The 16,363-nt window shown below is 67.8% G+C and carries 17 protein-coding genes and 1 pseudogene; 9 read left to right on the top strand and 9 right to left on the bottom strand.

From position 1 onward, the window contains the following. Positions 1–374: 374 nt before the first annotated feature. The 4 genes and pseudogenes from prmC to ACYX7E_RS07050 form a co-directional block, all read left to right on the top strand. On the top strand, positions 375–1,238 hold the full coding sequence (gene prmC, locus ACYX7E_RS07065; protein ID WP_462079852.1) for a peptide chain release factor N(5)-glutamine methyltransferase: 864 nt from the start codon (positions 375–377) through the stop codon (positions 1,236–1,238). Between the two features lie 67 nt (positions 1,239–1,305). Continuing rightward, positions 1,306–1,647 carry a DUF5713 family protein gene (locus tag ACYX7E_RS07060; RefSeq protein WP_462079851.1) on the top strand — a complete coding sequence of 114 codons (342 nt, stop codon included), beginning with the start codon at positions 1,306–1,308 and terminating at the stop codon, positions 1,645–1,647. 43 nt (positions 1,648–1,690) lie between these two features. Continuing rightward, positions 1,691–2,632 carry a prolyl aminopeptidase gene (gene pip, locus ACYX7E_RS07055; RefSeq protein ID WP_462079850.1) on the top strand — a complete coding sequence of 314 codons (942 nt, stop codon included), beginning with the start codon at positions 1,691–1,693 and terminating at the stop codon, positions 2,630–2,632. A gap of 183 nt (positions 2,633–2,815) precedes the next feature. Next, positions 2,816–3,025 (top strand): annotated as a pseudogene (locus tag ACYX7E_RS07050) (alkylphosphonate utilization protein); the annotation flags it as partial. Between the two features lie 75 nt (positions 3,026–3,100). Here ACYX7E_RS07050 and ACYX7E_RS07045 read toward each other — a convergent pair. The 3 genes from ACYX7E_RS07045 to ACYX7E_RS07035 are packed head-to-tail and all read right to left on the bottom strand — an operon-like array spanning position 3,101 to position 5,229. After that, on the bottom strand, positions 3,101–3,670 hold the full coding sequence (locus tag ACYX7E_RS07045; RefSeq protein WP_462079849.1) for an NUDIX hydrolase: 570 nt from the start codon (positions 3,668–3,670) through the stop codon (positions 3,101–3,103). Positions 3,671–3,679: 9 nt separating this feature from the next. After that, positions 3,680–4,621: a 5'-3' exonuclease gene (locus ACYX7E_RS07040; protein ID WP_462079848.1), complete on the bottom strand. Its 942-nt coding sequence runs from the start codon at positions 4,619–4,621 to the stop codon at positions 3,680–3,682. Next, complete coding sequence (locus ACYX7E_RS07035; protein ID WP_462079847.1) at positions 4,618–5,229, bottom strand: nitroreductase family protein; 612 nt, start codon at positions 5,227–5,229, stop codon at positions 4,618–4,620. The genes ACYX7E_RS07040 and ACYX7E_RS07035 overlap by 4 nt, the downstream gene beginning before the upstream one ends. A 67-nt stretch (positions 5,230–5,296) precedes the next feature. Between ACYX7E_RS07035 and ACYX7E_RS07030 the strand changes: the two genes are divergently transcribed. Both ACYX7E_RS07030 and ACYX7E_RS07025 read left to right on the top strand, forming a co-directional pair. After that, positions 5,297–7,948 (top strand): DUF1631 family protein, encoded by a 2,652-nt coding sequence (locus ACYX7E_RS07030; RefSeq protein WP_462079846.1) that lies wholly within the window; start codon positions 5,297–5,299, stop codon positions 7,946–7,948. A 296-nt stretch (positions 7,949–8,244) separates the two neighbouring features. Beyond that, positions 8,245–9,351, top strand: coding sequence for an NAD(P) transhydrogenase subunit alpha (locus ACYX7E_RS07025; protein WP_462079845.1), 1,107 nt, complete (start codon positions 8,245–8,247; stop codon positions 9,349–9,351). A 43-nt stretch (positions 9,352–9,394) separates the two neighbouring features. On the opposite strand, the gene ACYX7E_RS07020 is transcribed toward ACYX7E_RS07025, so the two are convergent. Genes ACYX7E_RS07020 through ACYX7E_RS07010 form a run of 3 tightly spaced genes read right to left on the bottom strand, consistent with a single transcriptional unit; the run spans position 9,395 to position 10,846 of the window. Further along, positions 9,395–9,886: a DUF3106 domain-containing protein gene (locus ACYX7E_RS07020; protein WP_462079844.1), complete on the bottom strand. Its 492-nt coding sequence runs from the start codon at positions 9,884–9,886 to the stop codon at positions 9,395–9,397. Positions 9,887–9,890: 4 nt separating this feature from the next. After that, positions 9,891–10,289, bottom strand: coding sequence for a hypothetical protein (locus ACYX7E_RS07015; RefSeq protein ID WP_462079843.1), 399 nt, complete (start codon positions 10,287–10,289; stop codon positions 9,891–9,893). Further along, complete coding sequence (locus ACYX7E_RS07010; protein WP_462079842.1) at positions 10,286–10,846, bottom strand: RNA polymerase sigma factor; 561 nt, start codon at positions 10,844–10,846, stop codon at positions 10,286–10,288. Before ACYX7E_RS07010 ends, ACYX7E_RS07015 begins: the two co-directional genes overlap by 4 nt. A gap of 255 nt (positions 10,847–11,101) precedes the next feature. Between ACYX7E_RS07010 and ACYX7E_RS07005 the strand changes: the two genes are divergently transcribed. Then, complete coding sequence (locus ACYX7E_RS07005; protein ID WP_462079841.1) at positions 11,102–11,413, top strand: NAD(P) transhydrogenase subunit alpha part 2; 312 nt, start codon at positions 11,102–11,104, stop codon at positions 11,411–11,413. Then, positions 11,410–12,813, top strand: a complete 1,404-nt coding sequence (locus ACYX7E_RS07000; RefSeq protein WP_462079840.1) for an NAD(P)(+) transhydrogenase (Re/Si-specific) subunit beta — start codon at positions 11,410–11,412, stop codon at positions 12,811–12,813. Before ACYX7E_RS07005 ends, ACYX7E_RS07000 begins: the two co-directional genes overlap by 4 nt. A gap of 1,037 nt (positions 12,814–13,850) precedes the next feature. Here the strand turns inward: ACYX7E_RS07000 and ACYX7E_RS06995 are convergent. Continuing rightward, on the bottom strand, positions 13,851–14,264 hold the full coding sequence (locus ACYX7E_RS06995) for a hypothetical protein (protein WP_462079839.1): 414 nt from the start codon (positions 14,262–14,264) through the stop codon (positions 13,851–13,853). A gap of 137 nt (positions 14,265–14,401) precedes the next feature. Here ACYX7E_RS06995 and sufT point away from each other — a divergent pair, with 137 nt between their 5' ends. Next, on the top strand, positions 14,402–14,953 hold the full coding sequence (gene sufT / locus ACYX7E_RS06990; protein ID WP_462079838.1) for a putative Fe-S cluster assembly protein SufT: 552 nt from the start codon (positions 14,402–14,404) through the stop codon (positions 14,951–14,953). Between the two features lie 117 nt (positions 14,954–15,070). Here the strand turns inward: sufT and ACYX7E_RS06985 are convergent, their stop codons facing one another. After that, the gene (locus ACYX7E_RS06985) at positions 15,071–15,559 is read right to left on the bottom strand and encodes an asparaginase domain-containing protein (protein WP_462079837.1); all 489 of its coding nucleotides are present in this window, start codon (positions 15,557–15,559) and stop codon (positions 15,071–15,073) included. Between the two features lie 5 nt (positions 15,560–15,564). Then, positions 15,565–16,350, bottom strand: coding sequence for a hypothetical protein (locus ACYX7E_RS06980; protein ID WP_462079836.1), 786 nt, complete (start codon positions 16,348–16,350; stop codon positions 15,565–15,567). Positions 16,351–16,363: the final 13 nt, after the last annotated feature.

Raw genomic sequence — 16,363 nt, 5'->3', positions numbered from 1 at the left:
ATCTTCGAATTCGATCAATAAAAACCGTTGAAACCGCTTGCAAAGGCTGCTGCGTTGCAGCATATTTTGAACCACGTCCTGCGGTGTCATCTTCCGGACGCGGCCCTCCAGGCCGCCCCGCGAGGCACCAAAAGTCTCTTGTGAACGGGCTTGTTTCCCGCTCACGCCAAGGTTCCGTGTCTCGTACCTCCCTCCCACACGTGTCACGGAATTTTGAAGGCGGCCCTTGTGGCCGCCTTCTTTTATCTGGGGTTTCTTGCCTGGAGGCGTCCTGCCCGGCTGTCGCATCCTGAATCCCGCACGCCGGGGGCTGCCGCGGCCGAGCCGCCGGCGCTGGCCGGGCGTCGCCTGTCGCCGGGTTACGATAGGGACGGATGAACAGACACGTTTCGACCCGGCTCGACGCCCTGCTGCGCGAAGCCCGGATGCGCATCGACGATGTCGATGCCCAACACCTGCTGGCCCATGTGCTCGACAAGCCGCATAGCTGGCTGTACGCGCATGCCGATGCGGTGCTGCCGCCGCACGTCGCCGAGCGTTTCGACGCCCTGGTCGCGCGCCGCAGCCGCGGAGAGCCGGTGGCCTACCTGACCGGGCGTCGTGGCTTCCACGACCTCGACCTGATGATCACCGCAGATACCCTGATCCCGCGTCCCGAGACCGAGGTGCTGGTCGAGCTTGCGCTGCAGCGGCTACGCCCGCGCACGCCGGCGCGCGTAGCCGACCTTGGCACCGGCAGCGGCGCGGTGGGGCTGGCGATCGCGCGCGCGCGCCCCGAGGTCGCGGTGGTCGCCACCGATCGCAGCGTCGCCGCGCTGGCAGTCGCACGCGGCAATGCGGCGGCGCTGGGTATCGCCAACGTCAGTTTTCGCGAGGGCGACTGGTATGCCGCGCTGGACAGCCAGCGTTTCGAGCTGATCGCGAGCAATCCGCCGTATATCGCCGGCGACGATCCGCACCTGGGAGAGGGCGACCTGCGCTTCGAGCCGCGCGGCGCATTGACGCCCGGCGGCGACGGCCTGGATGCGATCCGCTGGATCATTGCTGGTGCGCCTGCCCACCTGCAGCCGCAGGGCTGGCTGTTGCTGGAGCATGGCCACGACCAGGGCGGCGCCGTGCGCGCGCTGCTGTCGGCGGCGGGTTTCGTCGAGGTCGCGACCGAGCCGGATCTAGAACATCGCGACCGGGTCAGCCTGGGACAGTGGCCATCGCAGCGTCCGCCATCGCCGATACAATGATGCCCGCACTGGCGGCGCGTGTCGGGCGCGTATCGAAATGGAAGGGACAGCGGACAAGAGGCAGACCATGGCGATCAGCAACGAGCAGACACGTCATCATCCGTTCCTGCAGGAAATGTACGAGGACGATTATTTCCCCAATCACCTGGTCGATCGGGGGCGTCTGATCCTGCAGCGTCTGTGTACGCGCATCGAAGCCGAGCAGCCCGCAGGATTGCCGGCCCTGTACGCGCTGACCCATGCCGCCACCGAGGAATTCAATGCGCTGGCGACGGTGTTCGAGCATCACGACAGCGAGATCGAGACCGCAGCCCGCGATTGCATCGCGGCCGATTTCAAGACCATTGCCCGCGCCTACGGGTTCGCCGGTGCCGACATCGAGCAGATGATCGCACCCCGGGAGTGGTGACCTGAAGGTCGCCGCGACCGTTCTTTCAAGATGGAGTCACACCATGCGTACGCTGTATCCCGAGATTGAACCGTTCGACACCGGCAGCCTGCACGTCGACGGGCGCCACGTGCTGTATTACGAACAGTGCGGAAATCCGAACGGCAAGCCGGTCGTGCTGTTGCATGGCGGCCCGGGCGGCGGCTGCAACGCCAAGATGCGGCGCTTCCACGATCCGTCCAAGTACCGCATCGTGTTGTTCGACCAGCGTGGCTCCGGGCGTTCGACGCCGCATGCCGATCTCGAGGACAACACCACCTGGCACCTGGTCGCCGACATCGAGCAGCTGCGCGAGAAGCTCGGCATCGAGGCCTGGCAGGTCTTCGGCGGTTCCTGGGGTTCGACGCTGGCGCTGGCCTATGCGCAGGCGCACCCGCGCCGGGTGACCGAGCTGGTGTTGCGCGGCATCTTCATGCTGCGCCGCTGGGAGCTGGAGTGGTTCTACCAGGAAGGAGCCTCGCGCCTGTTCCCCGATGCCTGGGAGCATTACATCGCGGCGATCCCGGAAAGCGAGCGCGGCGACCTGATCGCGGCGTTCCACAAGCGCCTGACCAGCGACGACGAGGCCACGCGGCTGGACGCGGCGCGTGCATGGAGCGTCTGGGAAGGCGCAACGTCATTCCTGCGCGTCGACGAGGATTTCGTCAGCGGCCACGAGGACGCCGAATTCGCGCTGGCGTTCGCGCGCATCGAGAACCATTACTTCGTCAATGCCGGCTTCTTCGAAGTCGACGACCAGTTGTTGCGCGATGCCTATCGCATCGTCGATATCCCGGGCGTCATCGTGCATGGCCGCTACGACGTGGTCTGTCCGATCGCCAATGCCTGGGACCTGCACAAGGTCTGGCCGAAGGCGCAACTGGTGATCTCGCCGACCTCGGGGCATTCCGCGTTCGAGGACGAGAACGTCGATGCGCTGGTGCGGGCCACCGACGGCTTTGCCTGAGATATCGGATCACGCTGACAGGCCCACCTCTGCAACTGCACGTGCCTGAGCGTGTCTGTCGTGGGCGGAGGAGGCTTCGGGCTCTGCGGCCCTGCGTGCAGGGCGTGGCCATGGGCATCCTCGGCGTCGTCCGGCCCCTGACAAGAACATCGGAGAACACATATGAGCGATGAAGAAGACATCGTCGTCAAGGACAGCAACGGCGCGCGCCTGGCCGATGGCGATGCCGTGACGCTGATCAAGGACCTCAAGGTCAAGGGCACCTCGGTGACGCTCAAGCGCGGCACCCTGGTCAAGAACATCCGACTGACCGACGACGTCGAGCTGATCGAATGCAATGCAGAGAAGGTCAAGGGCCTGGTCTTGCGGACGGAGTTTCTGAAAAAAGCCTGAGCCCTGTCAGGTCATGCGCGGAGGGGGGCTTGCCTCGGACGATGCGCCCCGGGGCGGCCGCGCCGATCGCGCCCGTCAGTCGGCGCGCGAACCGTCCGGGTTGTATTCGATCATCCACAGGCCGGCCCACAGCTTGAGATCGAGTTCATAGCCTTCGCGGTACTTGCCCATCAGCCACGCGGCCGCGTCCTTGCGTGGCACCGCATGCACGACGATGTTCTCGTCGTTGACGCCGCCGCCTTCGCCGACGCGCGTCAGCTCGCGCGCACGTGCGAATGCGATGCGCTCGTTGCTCATGCCCGACGAGGTCGGCCCGACCAGAAGCACGTCGATGCGTCCGGCATGCCAGCCGGTTTCCTCAATCAGCTCGCGCCGCGCGGCGGATTCGAGCGAGTCGTCGTCATGGTCGTCGCCAACCAGACCAGCCGGCATCTCGATGGTCTTGGCGCCCAGCGGCACGCGGAACTGCTCAACGAACAGCACGTCGTCATCGGGCGTGACCGCGATGACCAGGACCGCCAGTCCGTCCTTGCCGTGGGTGCGTTCGCATGATTCCCAGTGGCCCCGGCGCACCATGCGCAGCCAGTCGCCCTGGTAGAGGATCTCGGGGGTGTCGTTGCCGGGGTCGCACGGATCGGAAGTCATCGCAGCATCCTAGCCCAACGCCAGTCCCGCCGCCTCGTGCAGGCGACGACGGGTCATCGGCCCGAAGCGCAAGGCTTCGCAGAACGCCGGCAGTACGTCGCTGCTGGCGGCTTCGCGCAGGAAGGCCGGTGCAGCGTCGCCCAGCGGCGCATCCAGTGCGATCGTCGTCAGTTGCCGGCACAGCAGCGCCTGCTCGCGATTCTGGCGCAGTTTCGCCGCCGCCTGCGCGGCGCCGCGGAAACGCAGGAAACCGACTTCGTCGACGCGTGCCAACAGCGCATCCAGTGTCTTGAAATGCCATAGCAGGCTGGCCGCGGTCTTGGCACCGATGCCGGGCACGCCGGGAATGTTATCGATCGCATCGCCGCACAGCGCCAGGTAATCCGCGATCTGCACCGCTTCCACGCCATGCCGCGCCTTGACGCCATCGGCGCCCCAGCGCTGGCCGCGCGCGAAATCCCATTGCTCGTCATGGGCCTGCAGCAATTGCGACAGATCCTTGTCGGCCGACACGATGATGCCGCGATGCCCGTGCCCGCGCGCGACGTGCAGCGCGCTGCCGATCAGGTCGTCGGCCTCGTACTCGGCATGCGCCAGCACCGGCAGGCCGAGCGCGAAGCACAGGGATTTGCAGTAGGCGAACTGCCGCTTGAGTGCATCCGGCGCGGGCGGGCGATTGGCCTTGTAGGCCGGATAGATGCGATTGCGGAAGCAGCTGTCGAGCGCCTCGTCGAAGGCGATGACGATGTGCCGGGGGCGCTCACGCTCCAGCAGGTCGAGCAGGAAGCGCGCGAAACCATGCACGGCATTGGTCGGCCAGCCATCGGCATCGTGGAACTCGTCGGGCATCGAATGCCAGGCGCGGAATACGTACAGGCTGGCATCGACGAGGTACAGCGGCGCCGACAGGGTCGCCGGCAGCGATCCGGGCAGGGAGTCGACCCCGGTCAACGCGCGCTCCCGTCCCTTGGGCCCCAGTCCGTCAGCAGACCGGCGGCATCGGGACGCTCGCGTTCGGGCGCTTCCATGCCTGCGGTGCCGATATGGATGAAGCCGGCCAGTTGCTCCTCGGACTGCAGGCCGAGCAGGTCCAGCACCTCGCGGTCGAACGCGGGCCAGCCGGTCAGCCAGGTCGCGCCGAAGCCCAGCGCCTGCGCTGCCTGCAGCAGGGCGAAGCAGACGCTGCCGACGGTCAGGGTGCGCTCGAGTTCGGGGATCTGGGTGTCGGCAGGATCCAGCACCGCGACCACCGCGATGACCAGCGGCGCGTGCGTGAAGCGATGACGATCCTTGTCGATCGCTGCCGCGCCGCCCGCAGGATCGAGGCGCACGCCGCGCTCGGCGACTGCCTCGCCCAGCGCTTGCCGGGCATCGCCGGCAATGCGGATGAAACGGAAGGGCACGCGCTTGCCGTGATCGGGGACGCGTACCGCCGACTGCAGCATGCGCAGCAGGGTCGCATCGTCCGGACCTGGCTCGCCCAGCTGGCGCGCGGGCACGGATCGCCGCGTATCAAGGAAAGTCAACGCGTCGTGAAGGGTATTTGCGGATGCAGTCACAGACGGGGGGCTCGTGTTTTGTGAATCATGTCATGGGCGATTTTGCCCTTGCGCATTCTCCCCCGAAATGACGCTGCATGCAGACCCGCTCCATCGACCCGACGCCGCGCCTGGCGCCAAGCGCGAGGCCTTGCGCGTGCTGGAAACGCTCAAGCGCGATGCGATCACCGAGCTCGGCGGGGTGCTGTCGGGGTTCTGGAGCGCCATCGAGGAGCAGGTCCGGCTGGCCAGCCTCGCGGCCACTCACGACTATGCCGCCGCCCAGGAAGACCGGGTCGCGGTGATGGCGCTGAGCCAGCGTGCGCTGGAGCTGGCGACACGTTTCCGCAAGTCGCTGGAAGACGAATTCGCGCGCTGGGAACTGTTTTCCGAACCCAGCGGCGACGAGCGCTCGCTGTCACTGATGTCCGAGGGCGAGCTGGAAAGCCACCTTGCCGGGCAGCAGATCATCGAGTTGCTGGACCATCAGTTCGTGCATCCGCTGACCCAGCTCGACGAGCGCCTGGCCTTGCTGGCGGCCGCGCTGGGCATCCAGCGCATGCAGCCCAATCCGTTGCGTCCGGAGGTCCCGGTGGCCGCGTTCGTGGCCCTGTTCGCCCCCGACGACCTGACCAACAGCCTGCGCGAGCTGGTCTTCCACCAGTTCGACAAGCGCCTGCCCAAGGCGCTGGGCGATGTCTACAACAAGTCCAATGCCACGCTGGAGGCGGCGTCGTTCGGCACCGAGCATCGCCAGCGCCAAGGAGTGGGTGGACGTCCTTCGGTACAGCGTTCACCCGCGTCCCATGCGCCGCAGGCCGTCGAGAGCTGGGTGCCCGATGGTGGCGTGGTGCCGTCGATCCACGGCGCTGCGGGCGGCGGCGCGGCCAACGCTGCGGGTGCAGGCGCGGGTGGCGCTTCCCATGCGCAGGGCGGCACGGGCGAAGGCGGGCATGCCGCTTACGGGCCTGCAGGCTATGGGGCCGCCGAGGGCGGCAGTGGCGGTTTCGGTCGCAGTCCCGGCGGTCACGGTCACGGCGATGCGTCCGCGCAGGATCCCTCCGTGCACGCCCATGGCCAGGACTGGTCGATGGAGGGCGATGCCGGCGAAGCGCCTTCGACACCACAGATCCGCGCGCAGGTCGTGGCGCAGTCGCTGGCCTCGGGCCATCGCCTGCGATATCGCGACCTCGTGCACCCGCAATTGCGCGCCTGGCGAGAACGCCAGCAGGGCTACGGCAGCGATGCGCTGGCGCATCCGGACGCCTCTGGCCGCCACGATCGGCATGGCGGCCGGCATGATCAGCATGACCGCGCGTCTGTCCCGTCCGAGGCCGCGCACGGGGGGCCGTGGGAGCCCTCCCACAGCAGCAACCCTGGCGCCGGCAACGCACGGGTGCTGGCCACCTCGGACCTGCTCGACGTCGCCAGCCTGCTGCAGCGGCACGACGGCGCCGCCTATGCCCGCGTGCTGGGCGGCGAGGCGCAGGGCCCGCTGGCCGACGTGATCCGGCATGAAATCCTCAGTGGCGTGCATCGGATCGGTTTCGATCCGGCGCGCACCCGCTTCAGCATCGACGAAGAGGACGCGATCGACCTGGTCGGCATCCTGTTCGAGTCGCTGTTCCAGGCCAACGACCTGGTCGAGCCTGCGCGCGACATCTATGGCCGGCTGGTGGTGCCGTACCTGAAGGTCGCGCTGACCGACGATTCGATGTTCAACCGGCGCTCGCATCCCGCCCGTCGACTGCTGGACGCGTTGACCGAAGCGCTCGACGGCAACGTCGGCGAGACCCCGCAGGACCGTGAGACCATGGACCGTGCCGGCCAGGTGGTCGACCGCGTCGTCGAGGAGTATCGCGACGACCAAGCGATCTTCGAACTGTCGGCCGCCGAGCTGCGCGATCATCTCGACCAGCAGCGCCGCCGTTCCGAACTGGCCGAGAAGCGCGCCGCCGAAGCCCTGCACGGGCGCGAGCGGCTGCAGCAGGCGCGCACGCATGCAGACGGACTGGTCGCCTCGCAGTTGGCGGACAGGCCGTTGACGGTGGCGGTGGCCCACTTCCTCGACAAGCAGTGGCGTCATCACCTGGTCCAGACCTGGCTGCGCGATGGTGCGGATTCCGCGCGACACCACGCGGCAATCGAGATGGGCCGTGCGATGGTCCAGGTCGACGCCGATGCCGCGCAGGTGCTTGGCGATGCCGTGGCGCGCCAGCTGCTGGCGCTGCAGGGCCCCCTCGCAGACTGTTATTCAAGCTGCGGACTCGATGCCGGCGCCGCGCGCGATTCGCTGGCGCGCATCATTGCCGCGCTGGCGATGCCCGATACCGCACGCACGGTGCACCTGGCGCAGTCCGGCGTCGCCGGCACGGCGGTCGACGATGAACCGGTGGAGCCGGGGCTGCGCCTGGTCGGCGGTCGCGACACGGTGCATTTCGATCCTGCGATCGCCGCGCGCATGCGTCGCCTGCGGGTCGGCCAGGGCCTGCGCCTGCTGGACGACGATGGCCGCGAAAGCGCGGCGCGGATCGCGTGGATCAGTCCGATGACATCGCGTTTCCTGATCGTCAACCGTCGCGGCGCGCGCCGGATGGTGGTGTCGCCGGAAGAGCTGGCGGCGCTGGTCGGCAGCGGTCGCGTGCTGCTGCGTGCGGTCGATGCGCCCTTCGACGAAGCGATGAAGCAGCTCTGGCAGCACATCAACCCGCCTGTCGCCCAGGCCGGTCGCGCTTCCTGACCCGCACCCGCGCGGGCTTGGGCCGCGTTGCGTCTGCGACCGCCCAGATCGCATCGGAAGCTGTCGTTGCGGATGCCGACCGGCGGTGTGGCCGTGCATGATTTCGACGGCAACCATTGGCCGTCGTCGTAGCCGGCGAACCGGGGTGCCGGTGTCCCCACGTGGCCAGTAAGCGGCCAATACGCGGCCAGCAGGCGCACGCATGGTCATCGCAAGGCGGCCGCCGCTGCGATGCCATCGCGCTGGCCATGGCGATTCGCTAGGATGGCGACCGAACACGACCGGTGGAGCAGGGCATGGCGGTAACGATAGCGGTAGCGCGGGAAACCGCGGCAGGCGAGCGTCGCGTGGCGTTGACGCCTGAAACCTGCAAGAAGCTGGTGGCCCTGGGAGCCGTGGTCCGCGTGCAGTCCGGCTTGGGCGGCCTTGCGCATTTTCCCGACCAGGCCTACGCCGATGCGGGTGCGCAACTGGTCGACGGCGAAGCGGTGCTCGACGACGCCGATGTGGTGCTGTGCGTGCAGCCGCCACCGGCCGCGTCGATCGCGCGCCTGAAGACCGGCGCGGTGCTGGTCGGTGCCCTGCAGCCGCAGGCCGATGCCGCCCGTGGCGAAGCGATCCAGTCGCGCGGCATCGTGGCGTTTCCGCTGGAGCGCCTGCCGCGCACTACGCGTGCGCAGGCGATGGACATCCTGAGTTCGCAGGCCGGCATGGCCGGCTACAAGGCGGTGCTGATCGCCGCGCAACTCGCGCCGCGCTTCTTCCCGATGCTGACCACGGCGGCCGGCACGATCCGCCCGTCCAAGGTACTGATCGTCGGTGCGGGTGTCGCTGGCCTGCAGGCCGTCGCGACCGCGAAGCGCCTCGGCGCACAGGTCGAATGCTTCGACGTGCGTCCCGAGACCCGTGAGCAGATCGAATCGCTGGGCGGCAAGTTCCTCGACCTGGGCGTCAGCGCCGCAGGCGAAGGCGGCTATGCCCGCCAGTTGACCGACGAGGAACGCGCCGAGCAGCAGCGCCGGCTCGCCGAGCACCTGAAGACCATCGACGTCATCGTCTCCACCGCGGCGGTGCCGGGGCGTCCTGCGCCGAAGATCATCACCGCGGCGATGGTGGCCGGCATGAAGCCCGGCAGCGTCATCGTCGACCTGGCCGCCGAGACCGGCGGCAACAGCGAAGCGACCGTGCCGGGCGAGACTGTCGACGTCGGCGGCGTCACCGTGGCCGGCCCGTTGAACCTGGCCAGCCAGGGCGCGCTGCATGCCAGCGAGATGTACGCCCGTAACCTGTTCAACTTCATGCAGTTGCTGGTCAAGGACGGCGTGCTGTCGTTCGATTGGAACGACGAACTGCTTGCCAGGACCGTCTGGCCGGAGCGTGCCGCGGCCGCTGTCGCGGCCTGAGCCATCACTCCCGCTGCGGCAGCGGGTTAACCGCTCAACGGGTTCAGCGCTTGCCGTCGTGGCCGTCGTGGCGCGGCGGCGGATTGGCCTGCACCCATTCGCGGCGCTGTTCCAGCGTCATCGCACGCCAGCGCCGGCGGAACGCATCGCGCTCGGTTTCCGACAGCGCGTCGAGCTTGTGGTACAGCGCGCGCATCTCGTAGCGTTTGTCCGGTGCCAGGTCCTGCCAGCGGTTGACGCCCTGGCTCGCGCGTTCGCGATCTTCCGGCGACATCCGCTGCCAGCGCGAGGCGTGCCGCAGCATGCCGGCGCGCTCGTCCTGCGAACTGTTGTTCCAGCGGTCGCGGATCGGTGCCGACAACTGCTCGCGATGGGCGCGGCTGAGGTCGTTCCAGTCGGGCAGGGGTTCGCGCGGTGCTTCGCGCGAGGTCTCGCGGGACGCGTCGCGTGGCGGATCGCCCGCCAGGGCCTGGCCGGCACTGCCGGCCAGGACCAGCAGCAGCGGAAGCAGGACGCGCGTGGGGGTACGGGTCATCGGATCACTCCATCGCCAGCAGGCTGGCGTCGCTGGAGGCGAGCCAGACGAAGAAGTCGGGGTTTTCGTCCAGTGGGGTCAGGTTGGAGGCTTCCAGCGCGTCCAGCGAGGAATGCGCGGCCGGTGCCGTCGCGACGGTCTGCGCCGGCGCCTGGGCATCGCCCTGGCCGGGATCGAGCACGCCGGACTGCAGGCCGATCGCGATCGCCAGCACCGATGCGAACGAGGCCGCCAGCGGCCAGCCGAAGCGGCGACGGGCGGGGGCATGGCCGTCCAGCGCACTGATGCGGCGGCGATGCAACTGCGCCATCGTGGCCGAAGACACTTCGTTGCGGGCCCGCGTGTGCAGGTCGCGCATGGCCTGGTCGAAGCGGGTGTCGTTGTCGATGTCCGAGAGTTTCATCGGAAATCCTCCAGTTGTTTCTGCAGCGCCTCGCGGGCGCGAAAAAGATGTGTTTTCACCGAGCCTTCGCTGCATCCCATGATGCTGGCGGTGGTCTCGACGTCGAACTCCTCCAGCACGCGCAGGCTGAAGGCCTCGCGCTGGCGACGGGGCAGCGCGCGGATCGCCCGCGTCAGCAGCGCATAGGCTTCGCGGCCGTCATTCGCGCGCTGCGGGTCTGGCGCGTGTTCGTCGGCCCAGTCGATATCGCCGCCGTCGCTTTCGCGCGCATCGCTGATCCAGCTCAGGCGGAAAGTCCGCCGGCGCTGGACATCGATGATCCGGCTGCGCAGCACCGCCCAGAACAGCGGGGTCCACTCCGCCGCCGGGCGGTCCCGGTAGGCCAGCATCTTGGTCATCGCGTCCTGGACCGCGTCCAGGGCGTCGTCGCGATGGCGCAGGCCCAGTTCGGCGAACCGGAAGGCCCGCGTGCTGACGCCGGCCAGGAACTGCTCCAGGGTCTGCGGCAACACGGAAGGCGCTTGATCGACAGTCGGGTCCACGGCAGGGGTCGGCATGGCATTCACACGGGCAAGCGTAACGCGTCCGTGTGGCCTTGGCCGGGTCCTGCCTGCCGGCGGGACATGCCTGATGTCGAGGTTCCCATCCATGCGGGGCGTGAAGCGTGTTCCAGAGCGGGGTCGCAGCAATCAACGCTTGCAATGGCAACTGGTTGACCGGCATCGGCAGACTTCATCGAAACCGCGATGATCATGACCGGGCATGTTCATGAACGGGTATGATCCGGCGGACCAAATGCTGGAGTCGGGCGGATGATTGACGGTTTCGTGGCGCTGTACATCTTCATGCTGGCGGCCATCGCGGGCCACGTGATCATCTCCCGGGTCCCGGTGATCCTGCATACCCCGCTGATGTCGGGCTCCAACTTCATCCACGGGATCGTGTTGATCGGAGCGATGGTGGTGCTGGGGCACGCCGATACCACGCTGGAGAAGGTCATCGGCTTCATCGCGGTGCTGATGGGCGCGGGCAATGCGGCCGGCGGCTACGTGGTCACCGAGCGCATGCTGGAGATGTTCAAGTCCAGCAAGAAGCCGGCAGGCAAGTCGGGAGGCGCGGCATGAGCCTCCAGGAGATCCTGCTGCTGGCCGTCAAGGTCAGCTATCTGGTCGCGGCGACGCTGTTCCTGCTCGGCCTGCAGCGCATGGCCTCGCCGGCCAGCGCGCGCAGCGGCATCCAGTGGGCCGGCTGGGGCATGGTCATCGCCACGGTGGCGACGTTCTTCCTGCCCGGCCTTGGCAACATCGCGCTGATCCTGCTGGCGACGTTGATCGGTACGGCGCTGGCCTGGGTCTCGGGCAAGAAGGTCGCGATCACCGACATGCCGCAGATGGTCGCGCTGTACAACGGCCTGGGCGGTGGTTCGGCGGCGGCGATCGGCGCGGTCGAGCTGCTGAAGTTCTCCGGTGGCCATGCGTCGCCGCCGTCGACGGTGGTGCTGGTGCTGGCGGTGCTGGGCGCGCTGATCGGTTCGGTCGCGCTGTCAGGTTCGGTCATCGCCTGGGCCAAGCTCGATGGCCGCATGGACAAGCGCTATACCTTCCCGGGCCAGCAGGCCTTCAATGGCCTGGTGTTCCTGGCCGCGGTGGTGTTGGGCGGCATGGTCGTGCATTCGCTGGGCGTGCCGCTGGTGGTGGCGTTCTTCGTCGCGGCGCTGGCGCTGGGGGTGCTGATGACGCTGCCGATCGGCGGCGCGGACATGCCGGTGGTGATCTCGCTGTACAACGCGCTGACCGGTCTTGCGGTGGCGTTCGAAGGCTATGTGCTGGGCAACGAGGCGCTGATCATCGCCGGCACGATGGTGGGTGCCGCCGGCATGCTGCTGACGCGCCTGATGGCCAAGGCGATGAACCGTTCGATCAAGAGCGTGCTGTTCTCGAACTTCGGTGGTGGCGGCGAGGCCAAGGAAATCACCGGTTCGCAGAAGCCCATCGAGGCCGGTGATGTTGCCGCGATGATGGCGTTCGCCGAACGCGTGGTGATCGTGCCGGGCTACGGCATGGCGGTCGCGCAGGCGCAGCACAAGATCTGGGAGCTGACCCAGCGCCTGACCGAGCGTGGGGTCAAGGTCAAGTTCGCGATCCATCCGGTGGCGGGGCGCATGCCCGGGCACATGAACGTGCTGCTGGCCGAGGCCGGCGTGCCCTACGACATGATCGTCGACATGGACGACATCAATCCCGAGTTCCCCAACACCGACGTGTCGCTGGTCATCGGCGCCAACGACGTGGTCAATCCGGTCGCCAAGACCGATCCGGCCAGTGTGATCTACGGCATGCCGATCCTGGACGTGGTCAACAGCAAGAACACCATCGTCATCAAGCGCGGCAAGGGCACCGGTTTTGCCGGCATCGAGAATGCGCTGTTCTATGCCGACAACACGCGGATGCTGTACGGCGACGGCAGCGAAGTGGCGGCGGCGCTGGTCAGCGAACTCAAGGCGCTCGACGGCGGCGGGCACTAATGCCTGCCGTCTGGCCTTGGTCGGGTTTCTTGGCCGGATCGTGGGAATGGCAGGACAGCCGGATCGTTGATGTCGGACCTGCAGCGGCGCGTCAGGATCGCGGCGTCGGAAGGTTATCGACGCATGCCCCAACTCCGAAGAAGCCGGCCCATCCGCGATCAGTGCGTCGCCTCGGCCGGGGATTGCGGAGAGCGGGCCATGGATGGCCCGCGGCGGCGAGTCAGCCATGGGTGAGCAGGGGCTGCGCGGCACTGCCGCGCAGCCCATGCGAACGCCCGGCGTGCTTCGCCGGGCCGGACCGGGCCGCACTAGCGGCACGGGCTGACCGAGCCGAGGAGCAATTCCTGGACGGGGCGATGCGGCCTGCGAAGCCGACCAAGCCAAGCTCTTACCCTCCGCTCCGAAAAAAACAGAGCTGAAAAGCAGATTCTCTGAATCCGGACTTGCAGCGGCGTGCCGGGCTGCGGCTGCTCTTCCCTCGGTCAGGGCATCCTGCCCTGACTCGGGCGCACGCCATCCATGGCGTGCTTGGCGCGGCCTCCGCCCGCCCCGACACTGCCGCGAGCGTCAGGATTGCGGCTTTGGCAGGCTTTCGAGGCACGCTCGTGCCAGAGCTGGATCTCTGACGTCGGACTTGCAGCAGCGCGTCGGGCTGCGGCTGCTCTTCCCTCGGTCAGGGCTTCCTGCCCTGACTCGGGCGAACGCCATCCATGGCGTGCTTGGCGTAACCTCCGCCCGCCCCGCCGCTGCCTTGAGCGTCAGGAGTGCGGCCTCGGCAAATTCTCGACGCATGCGCTTCTATCGAGCCATGCGCCTCCATCGAAGACATCGACCCTCCCGCCATCGAAGCGTCATTTATTTTCGGCGGTTGCTGCCCGACGCGCTGTCTGCAGCGGTCTGATGCTGCAGGGGCCTCTTGATGCGCGTCAAAAGCCGGGCGGTCGTCGAAAGCTCACCACCGTCAGAGGAGCGGGATGACCAACGTCCATCCCCGGTGAGATTGGGGTGGCCCCCGCCCTTGGGAAGCCAGCCTGCGGTCAGCGCGACGTGACCAGCGCCACCACCACCGCTGCGCCGAGCCAGGCGATGTCGACGCGGTCGATGCCCAGCTCCAGCATCAGCGCCGCATGTTCCAGCCCCAGTCGCCGCGCCGATTCCCACGGCAGCAGGCCCAGCGGGCTGCCGACCCAGGTCGCGATGATGCCCCAGTACGCAACGGCGGCAGCCAACAGGGTCGCCAGCGCCGCGGCGATGGCGCGGCCTGCGCCCGCAGGCACGCGGGCCAACCGCAGCAGCAGGGCGGCGTCGGCGGCGGCCAGCACGGCCATCCAGCTGCAGTAACTGTTGCGGACCGTGCCCAGCAGGATCCAGGCGGCGGCGAAACCTAGGCTGCCGAACAGCAGCAACAACCACCCGAAACCCCAGGTGCGCAGCGGGGAAACAACGGCCATGGAACAGTGTCGGGTCGAGGGTCGCACAGCATACCTGTGTCGCAGCGGTACAATGTCGTACCGTCCCGGTCCTGATTCGGTTGCGACCGGCCGGGCACCCCACCAGCGGTCTTCGATCAGTTTCCGTGTGAGTTCCCATGTATTCCCGCAGCAGTGAACCCGTGCGCTTCGAGCGCGATTGCGATGCCGTGCTGGTCCCGGCTGGAGACGCCGTGAGCCTGCCTGCGGGCAGCATCGGCTACCTGACGCAGGCGCTGGGCGGCAGCTATACGGTGTTTGTCGAGGGTAACCTGTTCAGGATCGCCGGCAAGGACGCGGATGCCATCGGCAAGGAACCGCCGCAGGCGCTGGAGCTTCCGGAAGGCGCGGGCGACGACCTGGTCGAGCAACTGGTCTGGCAGCAGCTGCGCACCTGCTTCGACCCCGAGATCCCGGTCAACATCGTCGACCTGGGACTGGTCTACGAGGCCGTGGTGATGCCGGTCGAGCAGGGCCAGCGCAAGGTCGAGGTCAAGATGACGCTGACCGCCCCCGGCTGCGGCATGGGCGAGATCCTGGTCGAGGACGTGCGCAGCAAGATCGAGCTGATCCCGACCGTGGCCGATGCCGACGTCGAACTGGTGTTCGACCCGCCGTGGAACCGCAACATGATGTCGGAAGTCGCCAAGCTCGAGACCGGCATGCTCTGAGCCTGCCTGCTCTGGAGCCTGCCTGCGCTGGCGTCCGGGGCTGGTGTTGGGCCCCCGCGCCGCATCGGCAAGCGCCGACCCGCCGGGGTATGCCCGGCGTGCAGCCCGGTGTGGAGCTCAGTCGATCGATTCGAAGCGATTGGCTTCGACGTTCTTGCGGACCTTGCGTGGATCCCAGATCCGGCCGTTCATCGCGATGTAGACGCCTGGCGGCCGCGACTGCACCGCACCGACCGCCGTGCCGATGTTGAACTCGGCATCCGAACCGCGGAAACGCGCCGGGCTCAGCGCGCCGGTCATGACGATGGTCTTGCCCTCGATCGAAGACAGCACTTTCGCAGTCTCGACCATCGAGTCGGTGCCGTGGGTCAGCAGCACATGGCTCGCGGACTGCGCGGCAATGGTCGCGCGGATCAGCTCGCGGTCGTCGCTGGAGATGTGCAGCGAATCCTTGCGGATGATCGGGATCACCCGGAAGCGGAACGCGACGCCAAGGTCCTCCAGCATGCGACCGATCTGCGGCTCGCCGATCTGGTAATCCGACTTGTCGTCGAAATAGATCTTGTCGATGGTGCCGCCGGTGGTGACGATCAGCAGTTCATCCATTGGGTTCAGTCCTCGATGCGGTGGCGGCCAGTGCCCGGCGTGGCCAGATGATAGTCCTCGCTGTATACCGTGCATAACTGCAGCCAGCGTGCATTGGGCGGGGAGATGAGTACGTCGTCGCCATCGGCGACGGGACGGGTGAAGCGGCAGGAGACGTCTTCGCGCTCGGGATCGATGGACGATCCGACGCTGACCCGGAAGGCCATCGTCTTCGACACCCGGGGACGATGGCCCGGCAGCAACGGCCAGGCGTGGTACTCCCAGGCGCAGCAACTGGCGCGACCGCCCTCGACGACATGGCCGTCGATGACCTGGATCCCGGACCAGGCGCCGTCGAAGAACGGGTAGAGCGTGCCGGTGTCCGGATCGAGCTTGTACAGCGTGCCGGCGCAGTTGGGCCCCGCGCCGCAGATGCCGGTGACCTCCACCTCGTGCATGCCGTCGCCTTCCAGGTCACTGAAATCGACCGCCCGGATCTCGTCGTCGTCCGAGGGCACGATGGCGGCATAGGCCGGGCGGAACACCTCGCTGCCCGCCGCGGCATAGGTGACGGTATAGGCCCGCAGGGGCTGGCCGGGGTCGCCATCGTCATCGCCGCCCGACGCCTGCGCCAGGCAACCCTGGTGCAGACGCAATCGCGAGCCGTCCAGATTGCGCACCTCGCGGGTGCGCGTGCAGTCGTCATCGACGCCATCGGGCTGCGTGCCGGGCGGCAGGTTGGCCTGCGTAGACGCGCCTGCCGGAAGCGCCACACCCAGCAGTACCGGCAGCAGCAGGCACGTCAGGCGCATCAGGGCCGGCCCG

This window comes from Luteimonas sp. RIT-PG2_3 (genome assembly GCF_054902115.1).
This window is presented reverse-complemented; position numbering and strand designations above follow the sequence as displayed.